At 71.6% G+C, this 16,741-nt stretch carries 13 protein-coding genes; 11 read left to right on the top strand and 2 right to left on the bottom strand.

What is annotated here, in order from left to right; translation table 11 throughout:
• The first annotated feature begins 25 nt into the window (after window positions 1-25).
• From ACYVLP_RS08355 to ACYVLP_RS08320, 8 genes are all read left to right on the top strand, one after another.
• Window positions 26-2,902 carry a helix-turn-helix transcriptional regulator gene (locus ACYVLP_RS08355; RefSeq protein ID WP_460626880.1) on the top strand — a complete coding sequence of 959 codons (2,877 nt, stop codon included), beginning with the start codon at window positions 26-28 and terminating at the stop codon, window positions 2,900-2,902.
• A 193-nt stretch (window positions 2,903-3,095) separates the two neighbouring features.
• Window positions 3,096-4,142 carry an NHL repeat-containing protein gene (locus ACYVLP_RS08350; RefSeq protein ID WP_460626879.1) on the top strand — a complete coding sequence of 349 codons (1,047 nt, stop codon included), beginning with the start codon at window positions 3,096-3,098 and terminating at the stop codon, window positions 4,140-4,142.
• Between the two features lie 108 nt (window positions 4,143-4,250).
• A complete protein-coding gene (locus ACYVLP_RS08345) occupies window positions 4,251-4,715 on the top strand; it encodes a hypothetical protein (protein ID WP_460626878.1) in 465 nt (154 codons plus the stop codon).
• A gap of 27 nt (window positions 4,716-4,742) precedes the next feature.
• Entirely contained in the window at window positions 4,743-7,580 is a 2,838-nt protein-coding gene (locus tag ACYVLP_RS08340; protein WP_460626877.1) for a tetratricopeptide repeat protein, read from the top strand.
• Between the two features lie 170 nt (window positions 7,581-7,750).
• Window positions 7,751-8,434, top strand: coding sequence for a hypothetical protein (locus ACYVLP_RS08335; RefSeq protein ID WP_460626876.1), 684 nt, complete (start codon window positions 7,751-7,753; stop codon window positions 8,432-8,434).
• Window positions 8,435-8,493: 59 nt separating this feature from the next.
• Window positions 8,494-9,312 (top strand): GNAT family N-acetyltransferase, encoded by an 819-nt coding sequence (locus tag ACYVLP_RS08330; protein ID WP_460626875.1) that lies wholly within the window; start codon window positions 8,494-8,496, stop codon window positions 9,310-9,312.
• Window positions 9,313-9,414: 102 nt separating this feature from the next.
• Window positions 9,415-9,870 (top strand): flavodoxin family protein, encoded by a 456-nt coding sequence (locus ACYVLP_RS08325; RefSeq protein ID WP_460626874.1) that lies wholly within the window; start codon window positions 9,415-9,417, stop codon window positions 9,868-9,870.
• 64 nt (window positions 9,871-9,934) lie between these two features.
• A complete protein-coding gene (locus ACYVLP_RS08320) occupies window positions 9,935-11,323 on the top strand; it encodes a sodium/glutamate symporter (protein ID WP_460626873.1) in 1,389 nt (462 codons plus the stop codon).
• Window positions 11,324-11,335: 12 nt separating this feature from the next.
• On the opposite strand, the gene ACYVLP_RS08315 is transcribed toward ACYVLP_RS08320, so the two are convergent.
• Window positions 11,336-12,802 (bottom strand): MFS transporter, encoded by a 1,467-nt coding sequence (locus tag ACYVLP_RS08315; RefSeq protein WP_460626872.1) that lies wholly within the window; start codon window positions 12,800-12,802, stop codon window positions 11,336-11,338.
• A 105-nt stretch (window positions 12,803-12,907) separates the two neighbouring features.
• Between ACYVLP_RS08315 and ACYVLP_RS08310 the strand changes: the two genes are divergently transcribed.
• Window positions 12,908-13,402, top strand: coding sequence for a MarR family winged helix-turn-helix transcriptional regulator (locus tag ACYVLP_RS08310; RefSeq protein ID WP_460626871.1), 495 nt, complete (start codon window positions 12,908-12,910; stop codon window positions 13,400-13,402).
• 127 nt (window positions 13,403-13,529) lie between these two features.
• Here ACYVLP_RS08310 and ACYVLP_RS08305 read toward each other — a convergent pair whose 3' ends face one another.
• Window positions 13,530-14,144 carry a TetR/AcrR family transcriptional regulator gene (locus tag ACYVLP_RS08305; protein ID WP_460626870.1) on the bottom strand — a complete coding sequence of 205 codons (615 nt, stop codon included), beginning with the start codon at window positions 14,142-14,144 and terminating at the stop codon, window positions 13,530-13,532.
• A 52-nt stretch (window positions 14,145-14,196) separates the two neighbouring features.
• Here ACYVLP_RS08305 and ACYVLP_RS08300 point away from each other — a divergent pair, with 52 nt between their 5' ends.
• Complete coding sequence (locus ACYVLP_RS08300) at window positions 14,197-15,861, top strand: FAD-binding protein (RefSeq protein ID WP_460626869.1); 1,665 nt, start codon at window positions 14,197-14,199, stop codon at window positions 15,859-15,861.
• 22 nt (window positions 15,862-15,883) lie between these two features.
• Entirely contained in the window at window positions 15,884-16,708 is an 825-nt protein-coding gene (locus ACYVLP_RS08295) for an SDR family NAD(P)-dependent oxidoreductase (protein WP_460626868.1), read from the top strand.
• Window positions 16,709-16,741 lie beyond the last annotated feature (33 nt).

Genomic DNA, 16,741 nt, shown 5'->3' with positions numbered 1-16,741 from the left:
ATCCCGATTCGCCCACAATGGACGCATGCCGTACCCGCGCAGCCGCGTCATGGTGGGCCGCGACACCGAGCTGTCACACCTGCTGGACCTGGCGGAGGACGCGCGGGGTAGCCGAGGGTCGGTCGTCATCATCAGCGGTGAGGCCGGAGTCGGCAAGTCGCGCCTCGTCGCGGAGCTCACCGACCGGATCCGCGGCCGCGACCTTGTCGTCTTCGGGCACGGCGTCGAGCTCTCCGAGGGTGACGTGCCGTTCGGCGTCCTGGCGGACTCCGTGCGGGACATCGTCCGGCAGGTGGGCCTGGAGGAGGTGCGAGGGCGCCTCGGCCACGCGGCCGAGCACCTGTCGGGGATCGTCCCTTCGCTCGGCGGGGGCACCACCCTGGACCGGGTGCTCGTGCTCGGGGCAGCCCTGACCCTCATCGACGAGCTGTCCGCGGACCGGATGCTCTGCTGGGTCGTGGAGGACCTGCAGTGGGCGGACCGGATGAGCCGTGACCTGTTCACGGTCGCTGCCCGGTCCGTCGGGGCTCGCAGGCAGCTGCTCGTCGGCTCGGTCCGGGCGGCCGCGGCATACCCGGAGTCCGTGGGCTCGATGCTCGCCGACGTGCAGTCGCAACCCCACGCTCACACCATCCACCTCGGACGGCTCGACGAGGCCCGCGTTCGGGAGCAGATCTCGGGCATCGGACGGCCCGACATGACCCTGCCGCTCACGGAGCGGATCGTCGACCTGGCACAAGGCCTCCCGCTTCACGTCGAACAGCTCGTCGCCAGTCTCGACGATGTCGGCTCCCAGCTCCCGCTCTCGCTTCGGCAGATCGTCCTGGCCCGGCTCCCCCACCTGTCGGCTCCGGCACGCAGGCTGGTCGAGGCCGCCGCTCTGGCCGGCGGGCCTCTGGACCTCGTGGGACTGAGGTCCGCCGCAGGCCTGTCGGAGGTGGAGTTCGACGCCAGCATCGACGAGGCGGTCCGGGGCGGCGTGCTCGGGGTGTCGCACCAGACCGCCTCGATCACCTTCGTCCACGCTCTGGTGAGCGAGGCGGTCGCAGCCACCGTGCTGCCCAGTCGGCGTCGCGAGCTGCACCGTGCCTGGGCGAGGGCCATCGAGGGCAGGGTCAGGGCCGACGCGGCCGCGGTGTTCGCCCTGGCGCACCACTGGTTCCAGGCCGGGGACGCGCCGGCTGCCCTGGATGCAGCATGTCGCGCGGCCCTCGCAGCCGCAGAGATCGGCGACGCGGCGCTGGAGTCGCTCCACTGGACGCGGGCCTTGGACCTGTGGCCGCAGGTGCCGGACGCGGAGGCTGTGGCTGCCATCGGACGGAACGAGATCCTCTACGGCCTCGCGATCGCGACCATGGCCAGCGGTCACTGGGCCGAGCTCCTCGAGATCGTGAACCGCGAGCGGGCACTGACGAGGGGCGACGCCGACCCGGTGGGTCCGCTCTGGCTGACCCTCTGTGCCGAGGGTGCCAGGGCCCGGCTCGACGGGCCGGTCTCGGTCGACCACAGAACGACGAGGGACCGCGCGACGACGCTCCTGGGGGCTGCGCCGGACCTCAGGGCGGCCGACGCCCTGCAGCGAAACGCGAGGGCGGCCAGGCGGTTCGACCCTCGGCTCGCGGACGAGCAGCATCGTGTCGCGCTCGACATGGCCGAGGCACTGGGACATCGGAAGGCGCGGCTGCGGGCCGCGGTGTTCGTCGGCTTCGACGCGCAGGTGCGGGCCCGGCCGCGGCCGGAGGCCGACCGGATGGCTGCGCTGGCTGCACAGTTCCAGGACGCACCTGTCGCTGACCGGCTGCTCATCTCCACGGTCCAGCTCGTGCTTCTGGTCGGCTCCGGCTACTCGCGCGAGGCGATCGACCTGGCCGAGCGCGTCCTGGCCCCGATTCGGGCGCCCCACCTCATCCCGGTCCGCTACGCGACTGTGACGTTCCTGCTGGCCAGGGCGCACCTCGACGTCGGCGACTGGACGGCAGCGCAGCGGCTGGTCGACGTGCTGCGCACCGTTCCCGGCTTCGAGGACGAGGCCGACAGCACCGCCATGCGGCTGCTGGTCACGCGCGGCGAGATCGCCGGTGTCCCCGAGCTCCTGAGCCGGGTCGAGCCGACCCTGCAGGTGGACGCCGACCCGTTCGAGGACGGGCCATACCTGGGTGACGCGGTGCTCGCGCTCTACGCGGTCGGGCACGCAGCGGTCGCCCGTCGCCTCCTCTGCGCGCTCGACGGCGACCCCGGCGCCTGGCGCGCGGCGACGGTGTGGCCGGCGCTCAACGCCAGCCTTCGCGCCGAGACCGCCGCTCACACCGCGCGTCCGGCGGACCCTGCGCCGGACGGCTTCGTCGAGCGCCTCGACGCGACCGCGGCGCGCCTGCAGTGGGACTGTCCGGCGGCTGACGCGTTCCGCGCCGAGCACGCGGCCCTGATGGCGAGCCATCGCGGTGCCGAGGTGCCCGCCGACTGGGCTGCCGCGGCAGACGCGTGGGCGCTCATCGGGTGGAGCTGGGACGAAGCCGTATGCCGTCTGCGGCTCGCCGAGTCCGTGGCCGGGGCCGGCGACCGCCACCGTGCGCTGACCGAGACCCTCACGGCCCTGGCCACCGCGGACCGGCTCGGGGCCGCACCGCTACGGACGGAGATCCTCGCCTTCGCGCACCGGGCCCGCCTTCCGCTTCCCAGCGATGCCCGCGAGCGGCCGACCGGTCCCGACCACCTGACTGTGCGCGAGCGCGAGGTGCTGTCGCTCGTCGCCGACGGACGCAGCAACAACGAGATCGCGCACGAGCTGAACATGTCGCCCAAGACCGCCAGCGTGCACGTCTCGCGGATCCTCGCCAAGCTGCATGCGAGCAACCGCACCGAGGCAGCGGCCATCGCCCGCCGCACGCTGCTCATCGACTGAACCGTCGACTGAACCGTCGACTGACTCATCGACTGACTCATCGAGTCGCTCATCGAGTCGCTCATCGGCCCACCGGCTGCACACGTCCGGACCGGTGCTGCGAGAGATAAGGCATTCGCCAGATGTGTGGCACGCGCCTTACCGCAACCGTGGAACCTGCCACCCGACCGGGCCCGGCACGAGGGAGGAATCCATGAACACGCACCACCACGTCACGCCCCGGCGACCGCGCCGGACACGGCTGCTCGCAGCGGCGGCGCTCACCCTGGTCGCATCGGCGCTCGGTGCCGCATACGCGCCTTCGACGTCAGCCGTCGCGCGGGCCGACGCAGCCACCGAAGCGCTGGCGATAGGAACACTCGACCTCACCGGGGTGGTCACCCGCGAGGTCGATCCGACGGCGACGATCCCGACCCGGGAGCTCCGGTTCGTCGGCACGATGGCCGTGGCCGGCGGACGGGTCTGGGCCGCGTCGCCAGACGGGCTCGTGGCGATCGACCCGACGACCGACGAGGTCACCGTCGTGAGCGGCGACCCCGGGGCCAACGTGACCGGCGGAGGGGACACGATCGTGCGCGCCGTCTTCGGCACCGACCACGTCGAGAAGTGGAACGCCAGGACAGGGCAGCTCGAGTGGTCGGTGGCCAGCGACGCGCCGTCGGGGTCGGCCATCGTGGGCGACGAGATCTGGGTCGCGGGCCACCACAACGGCACGCTGTCCATCCTTCGTGCGACGGACGGCACCCTGCTCGACCAGGTGAAGGTCGGCAATCGCAGCGCCTACGGACCGGCCACACCGATCGAGGTCAACGGGACAGTGTGGGTCACCGACTACCGCAACCATCGCTTCATCGCTGTCGACACCGCCAGCCGCGAGGTGACCACGCGCGTCCAGGTGCCCACTGCAGTCCAGTTCTGTGACCAGCAACCAGCGGTCACGGCAACCGCGCTCTGGATCAGCGACTGCTCGTCGCTGATCACACGTCTCGACCTCGTCACCCGGGAGGCGACGATGACCGATGCGGGCACGTCCGTCGGGAGCCCGGTCGTGATCGCCGGTGAGGTCTGGGTGCCGATCGACGGCCGGTTCGTCCATCTGCGCGACGACCTGACCGCGGACCGTGCCGTGTCGGTCGCCGGTCAGCCGCTCGTCTTCGGCGGCGTCGTCGCCTTCGGTTCGCTGTGGGCCAACGTCGGCTTCGGCACGGTGGCCAGTCTGCCGTCACCCGAGGGCTGGTGAGCACCAGAGGCCAGGATGACGGGCCGTCCAGCAGCGGTATGCCGCGGTGGCGGCCCCGCTGATCCACCTGCAGGTCCGATGACGGACCAGAGCTCGAGGAGACCGACCGTGGACGTCGAGTGGACGGTCGCCCAGCCTGCCCCCGGCCGGGCCGCGGGGGTCGACGGGGTCGACGGGGTCGCCGGGGTCGCCGGGGTCGACGGGGCACGGACGCTCTCCGACGACGCGGCCTACCAACAGCTGCTGGACTCCCTGCTGGAGCTGAGGTCGGGCTACACGGAAGTGTCCAGGGCCGGCTCGGACTATCCGTTGCTGGGTCTGTCGATCAACGGCGACCTGGGCGTCGTCCGCCGTCTCGACGAGGGCGGCCGGTGGCTTGTCCTGCAGGGGACGGGGCTGGTCGGGGCAGACGAGACCTACGACTTCCCGGTTCCCGATCGTGCCCAGTTCGCCGGTGAGCTCATCTCGACCTCGGTCCGGGCGGCGGAGACGCTGCGCGCCTTCGCCCGCGGCGCCGACATCGACGGGCTCGGCACCTGGGTCGAGCTGGCTGACGACCCACCGGCAACCTGACGACACCGCGGGCCCTACTCTGAGCAGATGCCTGTGCTGGGCACCAAGCTGCACCTGCCGTCGCCTCGTCGTCGCCTGGTGCAGCGGGACCGCCTCGCCGACCGGCTGGCGGCGGACGGAGGCGAGACGCCGCGGCTCGTCCTCGTCGCGGCTCCGGCCGGGTTCGGCAAGACCACCCTCCTGACCCAGTGGCTCGCTGCCGAGCGGGGGCGGCGCGCGGTGGCCTGGCTGGCCCTGGACGCTGCCGACGCCGACCTGCGACAGTTCCTGACCCACCTCGTCGCCGCGATCCGCACGGCCGAGCCCGACGCCGGCGCCGAGGCGCTCGCCCTGCTCGATGCCGGCGACGGGACTCCGCCCGACGCCGTCCTGGTCAGCCTGGTCAACGACCTCGACGTCATGGCCGGCCCGCTGGTGATGGCGCTCGACGACTATCACGTCATCGACGGGCCGGCGGTCCACGACGCGGTGACCTTCCTCGTGGACAACCTTCCGTCGCACGTCACTCTGGCCATCACCACGCGGGCCGATCCGCCACTTCCTCTCTCCCGCCTGCGCGCTCGCGGCGAGCTCGTGGAGGTGCGGGCAGCGGACCTGCGGTTCACCGACGCGGAGGCCCACGAGTTCCTGAACGACGTGATGGGGCTCCGGCTCGGGCCCGACCTCGTCGCCGATCTCGAGGCTCGGACCGAGGGGTGGGCTGTCGGGCTCCAGCTGGCCGCGCTCGCCGTCCGGGCCCACTCGAGGCCCGGCACCGAGACCCGCGACCGGTCCGGCGTCGAGTCCCGCGACACGCCCCCTGACGGGCCTGGCGACGTCGCTGGGTTCGTGGAGGCCTTCTCCGGGAGCCACCGGTTCGTCCTCGACTACCTCGTCGAGGAGGTTCTCGACCGGCAGCGGGACGAGGTGCGCGACTTCCTGCTCGACACCTCCGTGCTCGACCAGCTGTGCGGTGGTCTCTGCGACGCCCTGACCGGCCGCGCCGACGGCCAGCAGCTGCTCGAGACCCTCGACCGCGAGAACCTCTTCCTCGTCCCACTCGACGGCGAGCGCCGGTGGTACCGCTACCACCACCTGTTCGCCGACGCGCTGCGCGCCCGGCTGACCGCGCGCCCCACCGCCCGCCCCGTCGACCGGCATACCGACCGGCACACCGACCGGCATACCGTCCGCGAGCTGCATGCCGCGGCGAGCCGGTGGCTCGCCGAGAACGGGCAGCTCATCGACGCCGTGCCGCACGCGATCGCGAGCGGTGACCACGAGCACGCCGCCGACCTCATCGAGCTCGCGGTGGCCGGGTTGCGCAGGCAGCGCCAGGACCGCATCCTTCGGCAGTGGCTCAGCGCGCTGCCCGACGATGTCATCCGGCGCCGGCCACTGCTCGCCACGGTGATGGGGTGGAGCCAGCTGTCCACCGGCAACCTCGATTCGGTAGAACCCTGGCTCGGCGCTGCCGCTGACTCCCTGGATGCGGCTCCGCCCGCGACCATCGCCACTCCGGGAGCACTGGCCGAGGCGGCCAAAGGCCGAGACGGTGAGCTCCGTTCTCTCCCAGCGATGGTCGCTGTCTATCATGCGTCTGTCGCCCAGGCGCGAGGCGACGTGGAGGGCACCGTCGCGCACGCGCGTCGGGCTCTCGCCCTGGCCGGACCGGATGACCACTTCCCCCGTGGTGCAGCCGCGGGATTTGTCGGTCTGGCGGCCTGGGCCGCCGGCGACCTCAGCACGGCCGTGGACACCTTCACCGAGGCCGTCGCCAGCCTCCACGCCGCCGGCATGCTGGCCGACGAGCTCGGCGCGACCGTCGTGCTGGGCAACATGTGGCTGGCGCGCGGACGCCCGGTCGAGGCACGCCGGCTGTACGAGCGCGCGCTCGCCGCGGCCGAGAGCCACCCCGGCCCAGTGCTCCCGACGACGGGAGACCTGCATGTCGGCCTTGCCGACGTCCTTCGCGAGCAGGGCGAGCTGTATGCCGCGCAGGAGCACCTCGAGGTGGCGCGCGAGCTGGGCGACCGGGCGTCGTTGCTGGAGAACCGGTTCCGGTGGTTCACCGCGACGGCCGCGCTGCTGCAGGCTCGAGGCGACCTCGACGGTGCAGGCTCGATGCTCGACGAGGCCGAGCCGCTCTTCCTGCCCGGCTATTTTCCGGACGTGCGTCCCATCGCAGCCTCCCGGGCACGCGTCCGGATCCGGCAGGGCCACCTCGACGACGCCCGGGCGTGGGCGCGAGACCGCGGGGTCGCGTCGACGGACCCGCCCGTCTACCTCGCCGAGCACGACCAGCTCACCCTCGCGAGACTGCTTGTCGCCGAAGGTGACCCGCGCGCGGCGCTCGACCTGGTCGACCGCCTCCTCGACGTCGCGCGGGCTGCGGGCCGGCACGGCAGCGTCATCGAGGCGCTCATGGTGCGGGCGCTGGCACGTCAGGCGAACGGTGACATCTCGGCGACGGCGGACCTGGCGGCTGCCCTCGTCGACGGCGTGCCGGCCGGGTACGTCCGCCTGTTCCTCGACGAGGGAGAGCCGATGACCACCCTGCTCGAGCAGGTCGTCCGCAGCGAGGCGCCGGAGGCGCAAGCACAGGCCCGGCGCCTGCTGCCTGTCGCGCGGGCCGAGCCGGGCGCGGTTGGGCCCGGACGCGACGGACCTGGACGCACGGCAGGGCAAGGGAAGGAGGAGCTCAGCGAGCGTGAGCTCGAGGTGCTGCGGCTCTTGGCGACGGACCTCAGCGGGCCGGAGATCGCTCGACGGCTCTTCGTCTCGGTGAACACGTTGCGCACGCACACCAAGCACATCTTCACCAAGCTGGGCGCGAACACCCGTCGAGCCGCGGTCCGCCGAGCCGCCGACCTCGGCCTCCTCTGACGGCGGCCCGTCGAGCCGCCAGCGGGCGCGCCACGAGTCCCGCCAGAAGGCTCACCAGAAGGCTCACCACCACCGTCACATCACCTGGTGATGTGCCCTCACCACGTCGGTTCCTAGCGTTGCGGACATCGCCGGGCGCCACGTCCGGCACCGGAACCGAGGAGCCTCACATGACCATCACCACCATTCGCCTCACGGCTGCTGCCGGCATCTGCGCCGCGGCCGCGGGCGCCCTCTTCATCGGCGTCCAGGTCAATCACCCGCACCTGGACGCGGCCTCGATCCAGACCACCGAGATGGCCGTCCGCGACACCCTGAAGGTCCTCCTGGCGGTGCTGTCCCTGGTCGGGATCACCGGCATGTACCTCAGCCAGGTGCGCCGCAACGGCGTGCTCGGGCTCGTTGGCTACCTCGTCCTCAGCGCCGGCTACCTCATGATCATGAGCACGGCCTTCGTCGCCGCGTTCGTGATGCCGACCGTCGCAGCCATCAGCCCCTCCTACGCCAACGACGTCATCGCCGCGACGACCGGCGGCTCGCCGGTGGGCGACATCGGGGCGCTGGCCACCATGGCCAAGCTCCAGGGCGCTGCCTACCTGCTGGGCGGTCTGGTCTTCGGCATCGCCCTCTTCCGCGCCCACCTGCTCGCCCGCTGGGCGGCCGTGCTCCTCGCGGTCAGCGGCGTCGTCAGCGCTGCCCTGTCGGTGATGCCGGACGCCTTCTACCGCCTCCTCGCCTTCCCGAACGGCATCGCGATGATCGGGCTCGGCGTCTCGCTCTTCCGCCTGGCCCGGCGAGGGGCAGACTCGAGCGTGACCGGCGCAGCGCGCACTGACGTCGCCACCGTCCGATGAGCACCCGGGAGCGGGGCCGGCCGGTGACGACGGCACCGTCCAGACCAGAGAGGGCTCCCGTGCACCCTTCCCCGACGACCTACACCATCCGCGTCGACGGTCACCTCGACGACCACTGGTCGACCTGGCTCGGCGAGCTCGACCTGGCTCGCGACGCCGACGGCACCACCACGGTGACGGTCGCGGTCGCCGACCAGGCCCAGCTGCACGGCATACTCGCGGGACTCCGGGACATCGGCGCCGTCCTGCTCGACCTGCGCGCCGCCGGCGCACCGTCCCCCGAGCGCCGCTCGGCGCTGGACCGCCCGTTGCGCACCGAGCGCCTCACCCTGCGTCCCTCCACCGTCGACGACACCGAGCCGACGTGGAGGTTCCGGCAGCTCGAGGAGGTCAACGAGTGGCTGACGGGCAGCCCCGCCGATCTCGAGGGCTACCGCGCGCTCTTCTGTGACCCCGCCCGGCTCGAGACGACCCTCGTCATCACTCTCGGCGGCATTTCGGGGCCGGTCATCGGCGACCTCATGCTCCGCCGCGAGGATGCGTGGGCCCAGCGTGAGGTCGCCGACCAGGCGCACGGCGTCCAGGCCGTGCTCGGCTGGGTCCTCGATCCGGCCTACACCGGGCACGGCTACGCCACCGAAGCCGTGCGCGAGGTCCTCCGATACTGCTTCGACGACCTCGGCCTGCGCCGCGTCACCGCTGTGGCCTTCCTCGGCAACGAGCCCTCGTGGCGCCTCATGGAGCGCGTCGGCATGCGCCGCGAGGTGCACGGGGTGCGCGACTCGCTGCACCGGTCCGGGCGATGGCTCGACTCGGTCGGTTACGCGATCCTCGACGACGAGTGGTCGGCAGCGGCCGAGCCGCCTCGCGAGGCCTGAGCCACTCGCCCGGTCTGAAGCGACCCGTGCACGGGTGGCTTCGGACCTCAACGGCGGCTCGAGCCCCGAGCGTATGCCGCGTGGGCGGCTAGGTTGGGCAGCGTGACCGCGCGTCTGCTCGTCGTCCACCACACGCCCTCGCCCGCAACCCAGGAGCTGCTCGAGAGCGTCCTCGCCGGAACCGGCGCCGAGGGCATCGAGGGCGTCACGGTCGACCTCCACCCGGCGCTGTCCGCCACCGTGAGCGACCTGCTCGGAGCCGACGGCATACTCCTTGGCACCACAGCGAACATCGGCTATATGAGCGGGGCGCTCAAGCACTTCTTCGACACGGTGTACTACCCGACGCTGGAAGCCAAGCGCGGAATGCCGTACGGCTACTGGGTGCACGGCAACAACGACACGGCAGGCGCGAGCCGCGCCATCGAGTCGATCGCCGGGGCGCTGGGCTGGGTCCGCTCGGCGAGCCCGCTCCTGGTGACCGGACCGGTCGACCGCGGGGTCCGAGACGCAGCGTTCGAGCTCGGCGGCACCCTGGCGGCACTGCTCGCCGAGTGACGACGTGTCTAACGCAACGCCGCGATCTCCCCCACCGGCTCCCGGATCTGCTAGACAGCGATAGGTGTTCGGGCACTTCAACGAAGCCCAGTGGGTCGCGTTCTCATTCCTGCTGCTTGGGATGGCGCTCATCGCGGGCATGCTCCTTCGCCGCACCGTCCCGTGGCTCGCCGCCGTCTACATCCCGGCGAGCGTCATCGCCGGATTCCTGATCCTGCTGGTCGGCCCGCAGGTCCTCGGGGAGCTGACGAACGGCTGGAGCCTGGTGCCGGCTGAGACGGTCCCCGTGCTGTCCGCGCTGCCGGGCCTGCTGATCAACGTCGTCTTCGGCGGCATCATGATCGGCAAGAGACTCCCCTCCTTCGGGCGGATCTGGAACGACGCCGCACCGCACGCGATCCTCGGCAGCGTCTACTCCTTCGGCCAGTTCGCGATCGGTGGCCTAGCCGTCACGTTCCTGCTCACACCGGTCTTCGGGCTACCGGATGCCGCGGGCTCGATCATCGAGATGTCCTTCGCGGGCGGGCACGGCACCATCGCGGGCATGGGCGGCCTGCTCGACGAGGCGGGCGCCGGAGAGCTGGTCGACATCGGCCTGGGCCTGGCCACGCTCAGCATGCTGACCGGTGTCATCGGGGGCACCATCCTGGTCAACTGGGCCGTCCGCAAGCCGAGCGTCGACGTGGCTCGCGAGCAGACCGCGGCCCGGTCGACCGCGAGCCGGCTCAGCGACGTGCCGCCGAACGACGGCGACACGACCACCGACATCGGGCTCGGGTCGATCAGCCGCAGCTTCGGAGCCATCGCCGTCGCGATCTTCATCGGCCTGCTGATCCTCCTCGGCCTGCGCGCCGTCTCCAACGCCCTCGGGTCGGACCTCTTCGACCGGTTCCCGCTGTTCCCCTTCACGGTCATCGGCGGGTTCGTCGTCCAGCTGGTGCTGTCGATGACCGACCACGAGGACGTCGTCGAGCGCCGCACGGTCAACGACATCACGGGCCTCTCGCTCGACCTGCTCATCGCCGCCGCGATCGGCACGCTGTCCCTTGCCACGCTCGGCGCGAACATCCCGAGCATCCTGATCCTCACGGCGCTCTCTGTCGCGTGGAGCGTGACCGGCCTGCTGTGGCTCGGACCGCGCTTCTTCCCGGCCCACTGGTTCGAGCGCGGCATCGCCGACTACGGGCAGTCACAGGGCAACGTCGCGACCGGCTTCATCCTCGCCGAGATGGCTGACCCGGCCCACACCACCGGTGCCGCCAGGGGGTACGGCTACAAGCAGCTCTTCTACGAGCCCTTCCTCGGTGGTGGCATCCTCACCGCGCTCAGCGTGCCGCTCATCCTCAGCATCGGCTCGCTGAGCTTCGGCATCGCCTCTGCCGTCGTCACCGCCGGCCTCATCATCTGGGGTCTCGCCCGCAGCCGCCGGGCCGGGCTCCACGCGAGCCGATGAGACGCAGTGCGTTCAGTCGGCGAGCGCGGGCACCGGCTCCCCGACACTCGTCGTCACGACGTTCGTGCGGCCGCGCGGGATGAGCAGCGTCACCAGGGCACCGGCGAAGGCAGCTGCCGCGCCGACGATGAAGCACGTCGTGAACGCACTCTGGCTGGGGACCTGGACCGGACCCAGCGCGATGGTCCGGCTGGTCAGGACCGCGGCCATCACGGCTCCGGCCACGGTGGTGCCGATCGAGCGCATGAGCGCGTTGAGACCCACGGCCGAGCCCGCCTCGCTCTCGGGGACGTTGTCCATGACCAGGGTGGGCATGGCGGCATACCCGATCCCGACGCCGGCGGAGGCGATGCACGAGGCGAGCATGAGCTCCCACGGGGCGTCCATGAGCAAGAGTGCGGTCAGGTAGCCGGCGCCCAGGACGACAGCGCCGATCCCCAGCGTGCGCCGCCCGCCGATCGTGGTGATGAGGCGGCTCGACACGGGGGCGAAGAGCATCATCATCAGGCCCGCCGGCGCCATCCACAGGCCTGCCTGCAGGATCGTCTGCCCGAGGCCGAAGCCGGTCTGCGTCGATAGCTGCAGCAGCTGGGGGACGACGATCGTCTGGGCCATCATGCCGAACCCGATGAGCACGGCCGCGAGGTTGGTGAACAGGACCGGTCGGGTGGCGGTGGTGCGAAGGTCGACGAGGGGGTCGTGGTGGCGCAGCTCGTACCAGCCCCATGCGACGAGGACCGCGATGCCGCCGACGACGCACCCCAGCGTGGACGCGGCCGTCCAGCCCCACTCGGAGCCCTTGGAGATCCCGACCAGCGTCGCGCACAGGCCGATCGCCAGGCCGATGATGCCGACGACGTCGATCCGGGCCGGGTGCTCGTCGTGGACGGGCGGCACGACGAGCATGGTGAGCGCGAGCACGACGGCCGCCAGGACGGTCGAGATCCAGAACAGGGCGTGCCACGAGTAGTCCTGCGCGATCCACGCGGCCAGCGGCAGGCCGAGGGCGCCGCCGACGCCGAGGGTGGCGCTGACGGTGGCCACGGCACCCGTCTTGAGGTGCGGCGGGGCGAACTCGCGGACGGCGCTGATGGCGACCGGGATGTACCCCATCGCCATGCCCTGAAGGGCGCGCCCCACGAGGATGGGAGCGAGGGTGCTGGACAGAGCGGCGACGAGCGAGCCGACGACGAGGAGCGCGGCCGAGACGACCATGACCCGCTTCTTGCCGTACATGTCGGCGAGCCGGCCGGTGACCGGCATCGTGACGGCCGCCGCGAGCAGCGTCGCCGTGATGACCCAGGACGCGTTGCCGGCCTCGGTCCCGAGCAGTGCCGGCAGCTCGCTCTGGATCGGGATCACCAGCGACTGCATGAGGGCACCGCAGAGGCTGCCGAAGCAGAGCACGGCGATGACGACCTTGACGGAGAACCTGCCGCGGCCCAGCTGGGTCTCGACGGCATCCGAAGCTGAACTCATAAGTCTTGCCACCCAACCGGATTCGTGGATATGTATGTTACATATGTCTTGCGTGTGTATGCTACATACATACGATCGATGACGGCAAGTCTGGCGGAGGTTCCCATGACGGCGACCGGGCGACAGTTCGCGGTGACTCCGGATCGGGAGGTCGCGGCGATCCTCGCCGGGCTGGACCGGTTCCGCCGGGTGGCCGAGCAGCATGCCCGGCTCGGCGCGGCGGACCAGCGCCTCATGTGGCTCTTCTCCGACGGGCAGCCCCGGACGTTGCGCGAGATCTCCGAAGCGCTCCGGTTGGAGCAGTCGACGGTCAACCGGCAGGTGAACGCGGCACTCAAGGCCGGCCTGCTCCGGCGTGGCCGCGCGGCCGGCCATGCGGCCCGCGAGATCACCGCGACCGCGGAGGGCCTCGCCCAGTTCGAGCAGGACCTGACCCTGATGCTGGGGCTCTACCAGGACGCCTTGGGATCGCTGCAGCCCGACGACCAGGAGCAGCTGCTCCGGCTTCTCGGCGTCTTCGCCGAGGGGTATGCCGCTGCCGTGGCGCGCCGCCCGTGGTCCCGCCCGTCCGAGCCGATCGCCATCGGCGTGAGGGCGTAGGCGAGGAGCGAGGCACCCCGACGCGACACCACAGCTGCGCCGATGGTCACGTGTCGTGGTCGCAAGCGGCATACCGGCACCACAGCTGCACAGGTGCTCACTGGTGGTGTCCCGCGGGCCGCGTCGGTCAGCCGTCGAGGGCACGCCCCAGAGCCTCGTCGACGAGCATGGCTGTGCGCCTGACCTCGGCCGAGAGGTCCGTCGACTCAGGGGCGGTCACGATCACGCCGTAGATCACGCGCTGCAGCAGGATCACGTCGTGCGCCGTCAGGTCGGCGCGGACGAGCCCGGCGGCCTGGGCCCGCGCGAGGGGTGCACCCACGATCGCCTCGAGCCGGTCCGCGCCGGCCCAGTCGGGCATCGGCTCGGCCCGGACCAGCAGGTCGACGAACGCCGTCGACTCGAGGGTCTGGTGGACGATCCTGCGCCACAGCGCCAGGAAGCCTCCGTCATCGACGTCGGTCGCCGCGGCCCGCTCGAGCTCGTCGATGTTGTCGGAGAACACCGCGAGCGCGAGCGCGACCCGGCTGGGGAAATGCCGGTAGAGCACGCCCTGCCCGACTCCGGCCGCCCGCGCGATGGCGCTCATCGGGACGTCGTAGCCCTCGCGGGCGAACAGCTCGCGACCCGCCTCGACCAACGCGGCGCGGTTGGCGGCTGCGGCCGCGGGGCCGCGGTTCGGCCGGCCGGTGGATCCACGGTTCTGCTCGGGACTCTTGCGTGGGGTCTGCGGAGCAGGCATCCTTCACTGTATCGAACCGGACAGGGTTGTCCGGATAGTGGGAGGTTGGACCATGCAGAACGTCTGGGACCACACGTACGACCTCGTCGTTGCCGGGACCGGCGCGGCAGCCTTCTCGGCGGCGATCACCGCTGCCGACGCGGGGCTGACCGTGCTGATGCTGGAGGGGACGGACCGCTGGGGTGGCAGCAGCTCGATGTCGGGTGGAGGCCTGTGGCTCCCGACCAACCCGCTGATGCGGCGGGCCGGCGCCGCGGACTGTCGCGAGGAGGCCCTCGCCTACCTCGAGGTCACCGTCGGAGACGCCGGTCCCGCATCCTCACCCGAGCGGCGTGAGGCGTTCGTCGACGGTGTCGAGGGCTTTGTGACCCTCGCCGAGCGGCTGGGCGTGCGCTTCTGCCGCGCCGCGGAGTACCCCGACTACTACCCTGAGCTGCCGGGCGGCAAGATCGGCCGGGCGCTTGAGGTCGAGCCCTTCGACACCCGCAGGCTCGGTTCCTGGTGGGCGACCGCCCGTGGCCGGGACGGGGTCCCCGCCCCCGTCAAGACGGACGACTTCTGGCTGTTGTCGCGAGCCTGGACCACAGCGGACGGGGCCGCTCGCGGCGCCCGCGTCGTCGGTCGGGTCCTCGGTGGTCTGGTGCGCGGCAAGCGGCTGGTCGGGATGGGCGCCACGCTGACCGCATCGCTCCTGGACGTCGCCCTGCGACAGGGGACCACGGTCTGGCTGTCTGCCCCGGTCGAGGAGCTGGTCGTCGAGGACGGCCGGGTCGTCGGGGTCCGCACGAACCGCGGCGGCGCCACCCAACGTGTCCGGGCGCGGCACGGCGTGGTGCTCGGGACCGGGGGCTTCGACCACAACCGAGAGTGGCGTCAGCGCTACCAGGGCGTCGACGGCACGGCCTCGTCGGGCTCGAAGGGCAATGTCGGCACCGGCATCGACGTAGCGGTCCGGGCCGGCGCAGCCCTGGAGCTCATGGACGACTCGTGGTGGGGCGCATCGATCCCGCCGTCGGCGGTCGGGGGCGCCGCGGCGTTCCTGGTCAGCGAGCGCTCGATGCCGCACACCATCATCGTCGATGGCCGAGGGGACCGGTTCGCCAACGAGTCCGAGTCCTACGTCGACCTCGGCCACCACATGCTCGAGCATTTCGAGACGGTGCCCGGGAGGTACTGGATGATCGCCGACGTCCGGCACGCTCGGCGCTACCTGCGGTCCTACGCGCTCGACCCGCGCGCCGGCAAGGCGATGGCGGCGGCCGGCATCCTGCACAAGGCCGGCACGCTCGATGACATCGCTCGGGCGATCGGCGTGGACCCGGGCCGCCTGGCCTCCACCGTCGACCGGTTCAACGGGTTCGCACGGACCGGCATCGACCACGACTTCGGGCGCGGCAACTCGGCGTACGACCGCTACTACGGCGACCCCGGCTCACGCCCGAACGCGAACCTCGGGACCCTCGAGAAGGGGCCGTTCACCGCGGTCGAGGTGGTCGCAGGTGACCTCGGCACCAAGGGCGGTGTCCTCACCGACGCGGACGCCCGGGTTCTGCGTGAGGACGGGACCGTCATCGAAGGCCTGTATGCGGCCGGCAACACCTCCGCGTCGGTGATGGGCCGTACCTACCCGGGGCCGGGGTCGACACTCGGTCCCGCCTGCGTCTTCGGGTACATCGCCGCCAAGCACGCAGCCCGGCAGCCTGCCGTGGCGGGCTGATCTCGAGAGCAAGGAAGAAGACATGAGGATCTCCGGCAAGGTGTTGGTCGTCACCGGCGGCGGCAGCGGGATCGGCCGCGCGGTCGTCCTGGCGCTGCTCGCGCGCGGCGCCCGAGTGGCCGCGGTCGACCTGCGGCCCGAAGGCCTCGAGGAGACGGCCCGTCTCGCAGGACCTGCGGCGGAGCGGCTCTCGAGCCACACGGTGGACGTGACCGACCTCGACCGGGTCGCCGCCCTCCCGCAGGAAGTGATGGCCGCCCACGGACAGGTCGACGGCCTGCTCAACGTGGCCGGGATCATCCAGCGCTTCGTCCCGTTCGCCGAGCTCGCCCGAGCCGACGTGGAGAAGGTGATGGCGGTCAACTTCTGGGGTGTGGTCAACACCGTCCAGGCGTTCCTGCCAGTGCTGCTCGCGAGGCCGGAGGCGGCGCTCGTCAACGTCTCGAGCATGGGCGCGTTCGTCCCAGTCCCGGGCCAGACGGTCTATGGAGCCAGCAAGGCGGCTGTGCAGCTGCTCACGGAAGGGCTCTACGCAGAGCTACGGACCACGAATGTCTCTGTCACCGTGGTGCATCCGGGAGGCGTGGCCACCCCGATCACCGAGAACAGCGGTGTCGCCATCCCGGGGATGGAGGCCATGGACTCGGCCCAGGCCGCCTCGCTCACCACACCCGAGGACGCCGCCCGCCAGATCATCGAGGGCGGTGTGGAGAAGGGCCACTACCGCATCGTGGTCGGCAAGGACGCGCGCATGCTCGACCGGCTGACCCGGCTCAGCCCCCGCCGCGCCACGGACCTCGTCGCCAAGCGGATGGCGAGCCTGCTGGACGCGCCCGCACGCCGCTAGCCGACACCAGTGGGGGGCGTATGCCGCCCTCTC

It is taken from the genome of Intrasporangium mesophilum (assembly GCF_054783095.1).
This window is presented reverse-complemented; position numbering and strand designations above follow the sequence as displayed.

Excerpts from the sequence above, each read along its gene's own strand:
- ACYVLP_RS08355 (WP_460626880.1), top strand. The coding sequence starts at position 26 with ATGCCGTACCCGCGCAGCCGCGTCATGGTGGGCCGCGACACCGAGCTG.
- ACYVLP_RS08350 (WP_460626879.1), top strand. The coding sequence starts at position 3,096 with ATGAACACGCACCACCACGTCACGCCCCGGCGACCGCGCCGGACACGG.
- ACYVLP_RS08340 (WP_460626877.1), top strand. The coding sequence starts at position 4,743 with ATGCCTGTGCTGGGCACCAAGCTGCACCTGCCGTCGCCTCGTCGTCGC.
- ACYVLP_RS08335 (WP_460626876.1), top strand. The coding sequence starts at position 7,751 with ATGACCATCACCACCATTCGCCTCACGGCTGCTGCCGGCATCTGCGCC.
- ACYVLP_RS08315 (WP_460626872.1), bottom strand. The coding sequence starts at position 12,802 with ATGAGTTCAGCTTCGGATGCCGTCGAGACCCAGCTGGGCCGCGGCAGG.
- ACYVLP_RS08310 (WP_460626871.1), top strand. The coding sequence starts at position 12,908 with ATGACGGCGACCGGGCGACAGTTCGCGGTGACTCCGGATCGGGAGGTC.
- ACYVLP_RS08305 (WP_460626870.1), bottom strand. The coding sequence starts at position 14,144 with ATGCCTGCTCCGCAGACCCCACGCAAGAGTCCCGAGCAGAACCGTGGA.
- ACYVLP_RS08300 (WP_460626869.1), top strand. The coding sequence starts at position 14,197 with ATGCAGAACGTCTGGGACCACACGTACGACCTCGTCGTTGCCGGGACC.
- ACYVLP_RS08295 (WP_460626868.1), top strand. The coding sequence starts at position 15,884 with ATGAGGATCTCCGGCAAGGTGTTGGTCGTCACCGGCGGCGGCAGCGGG.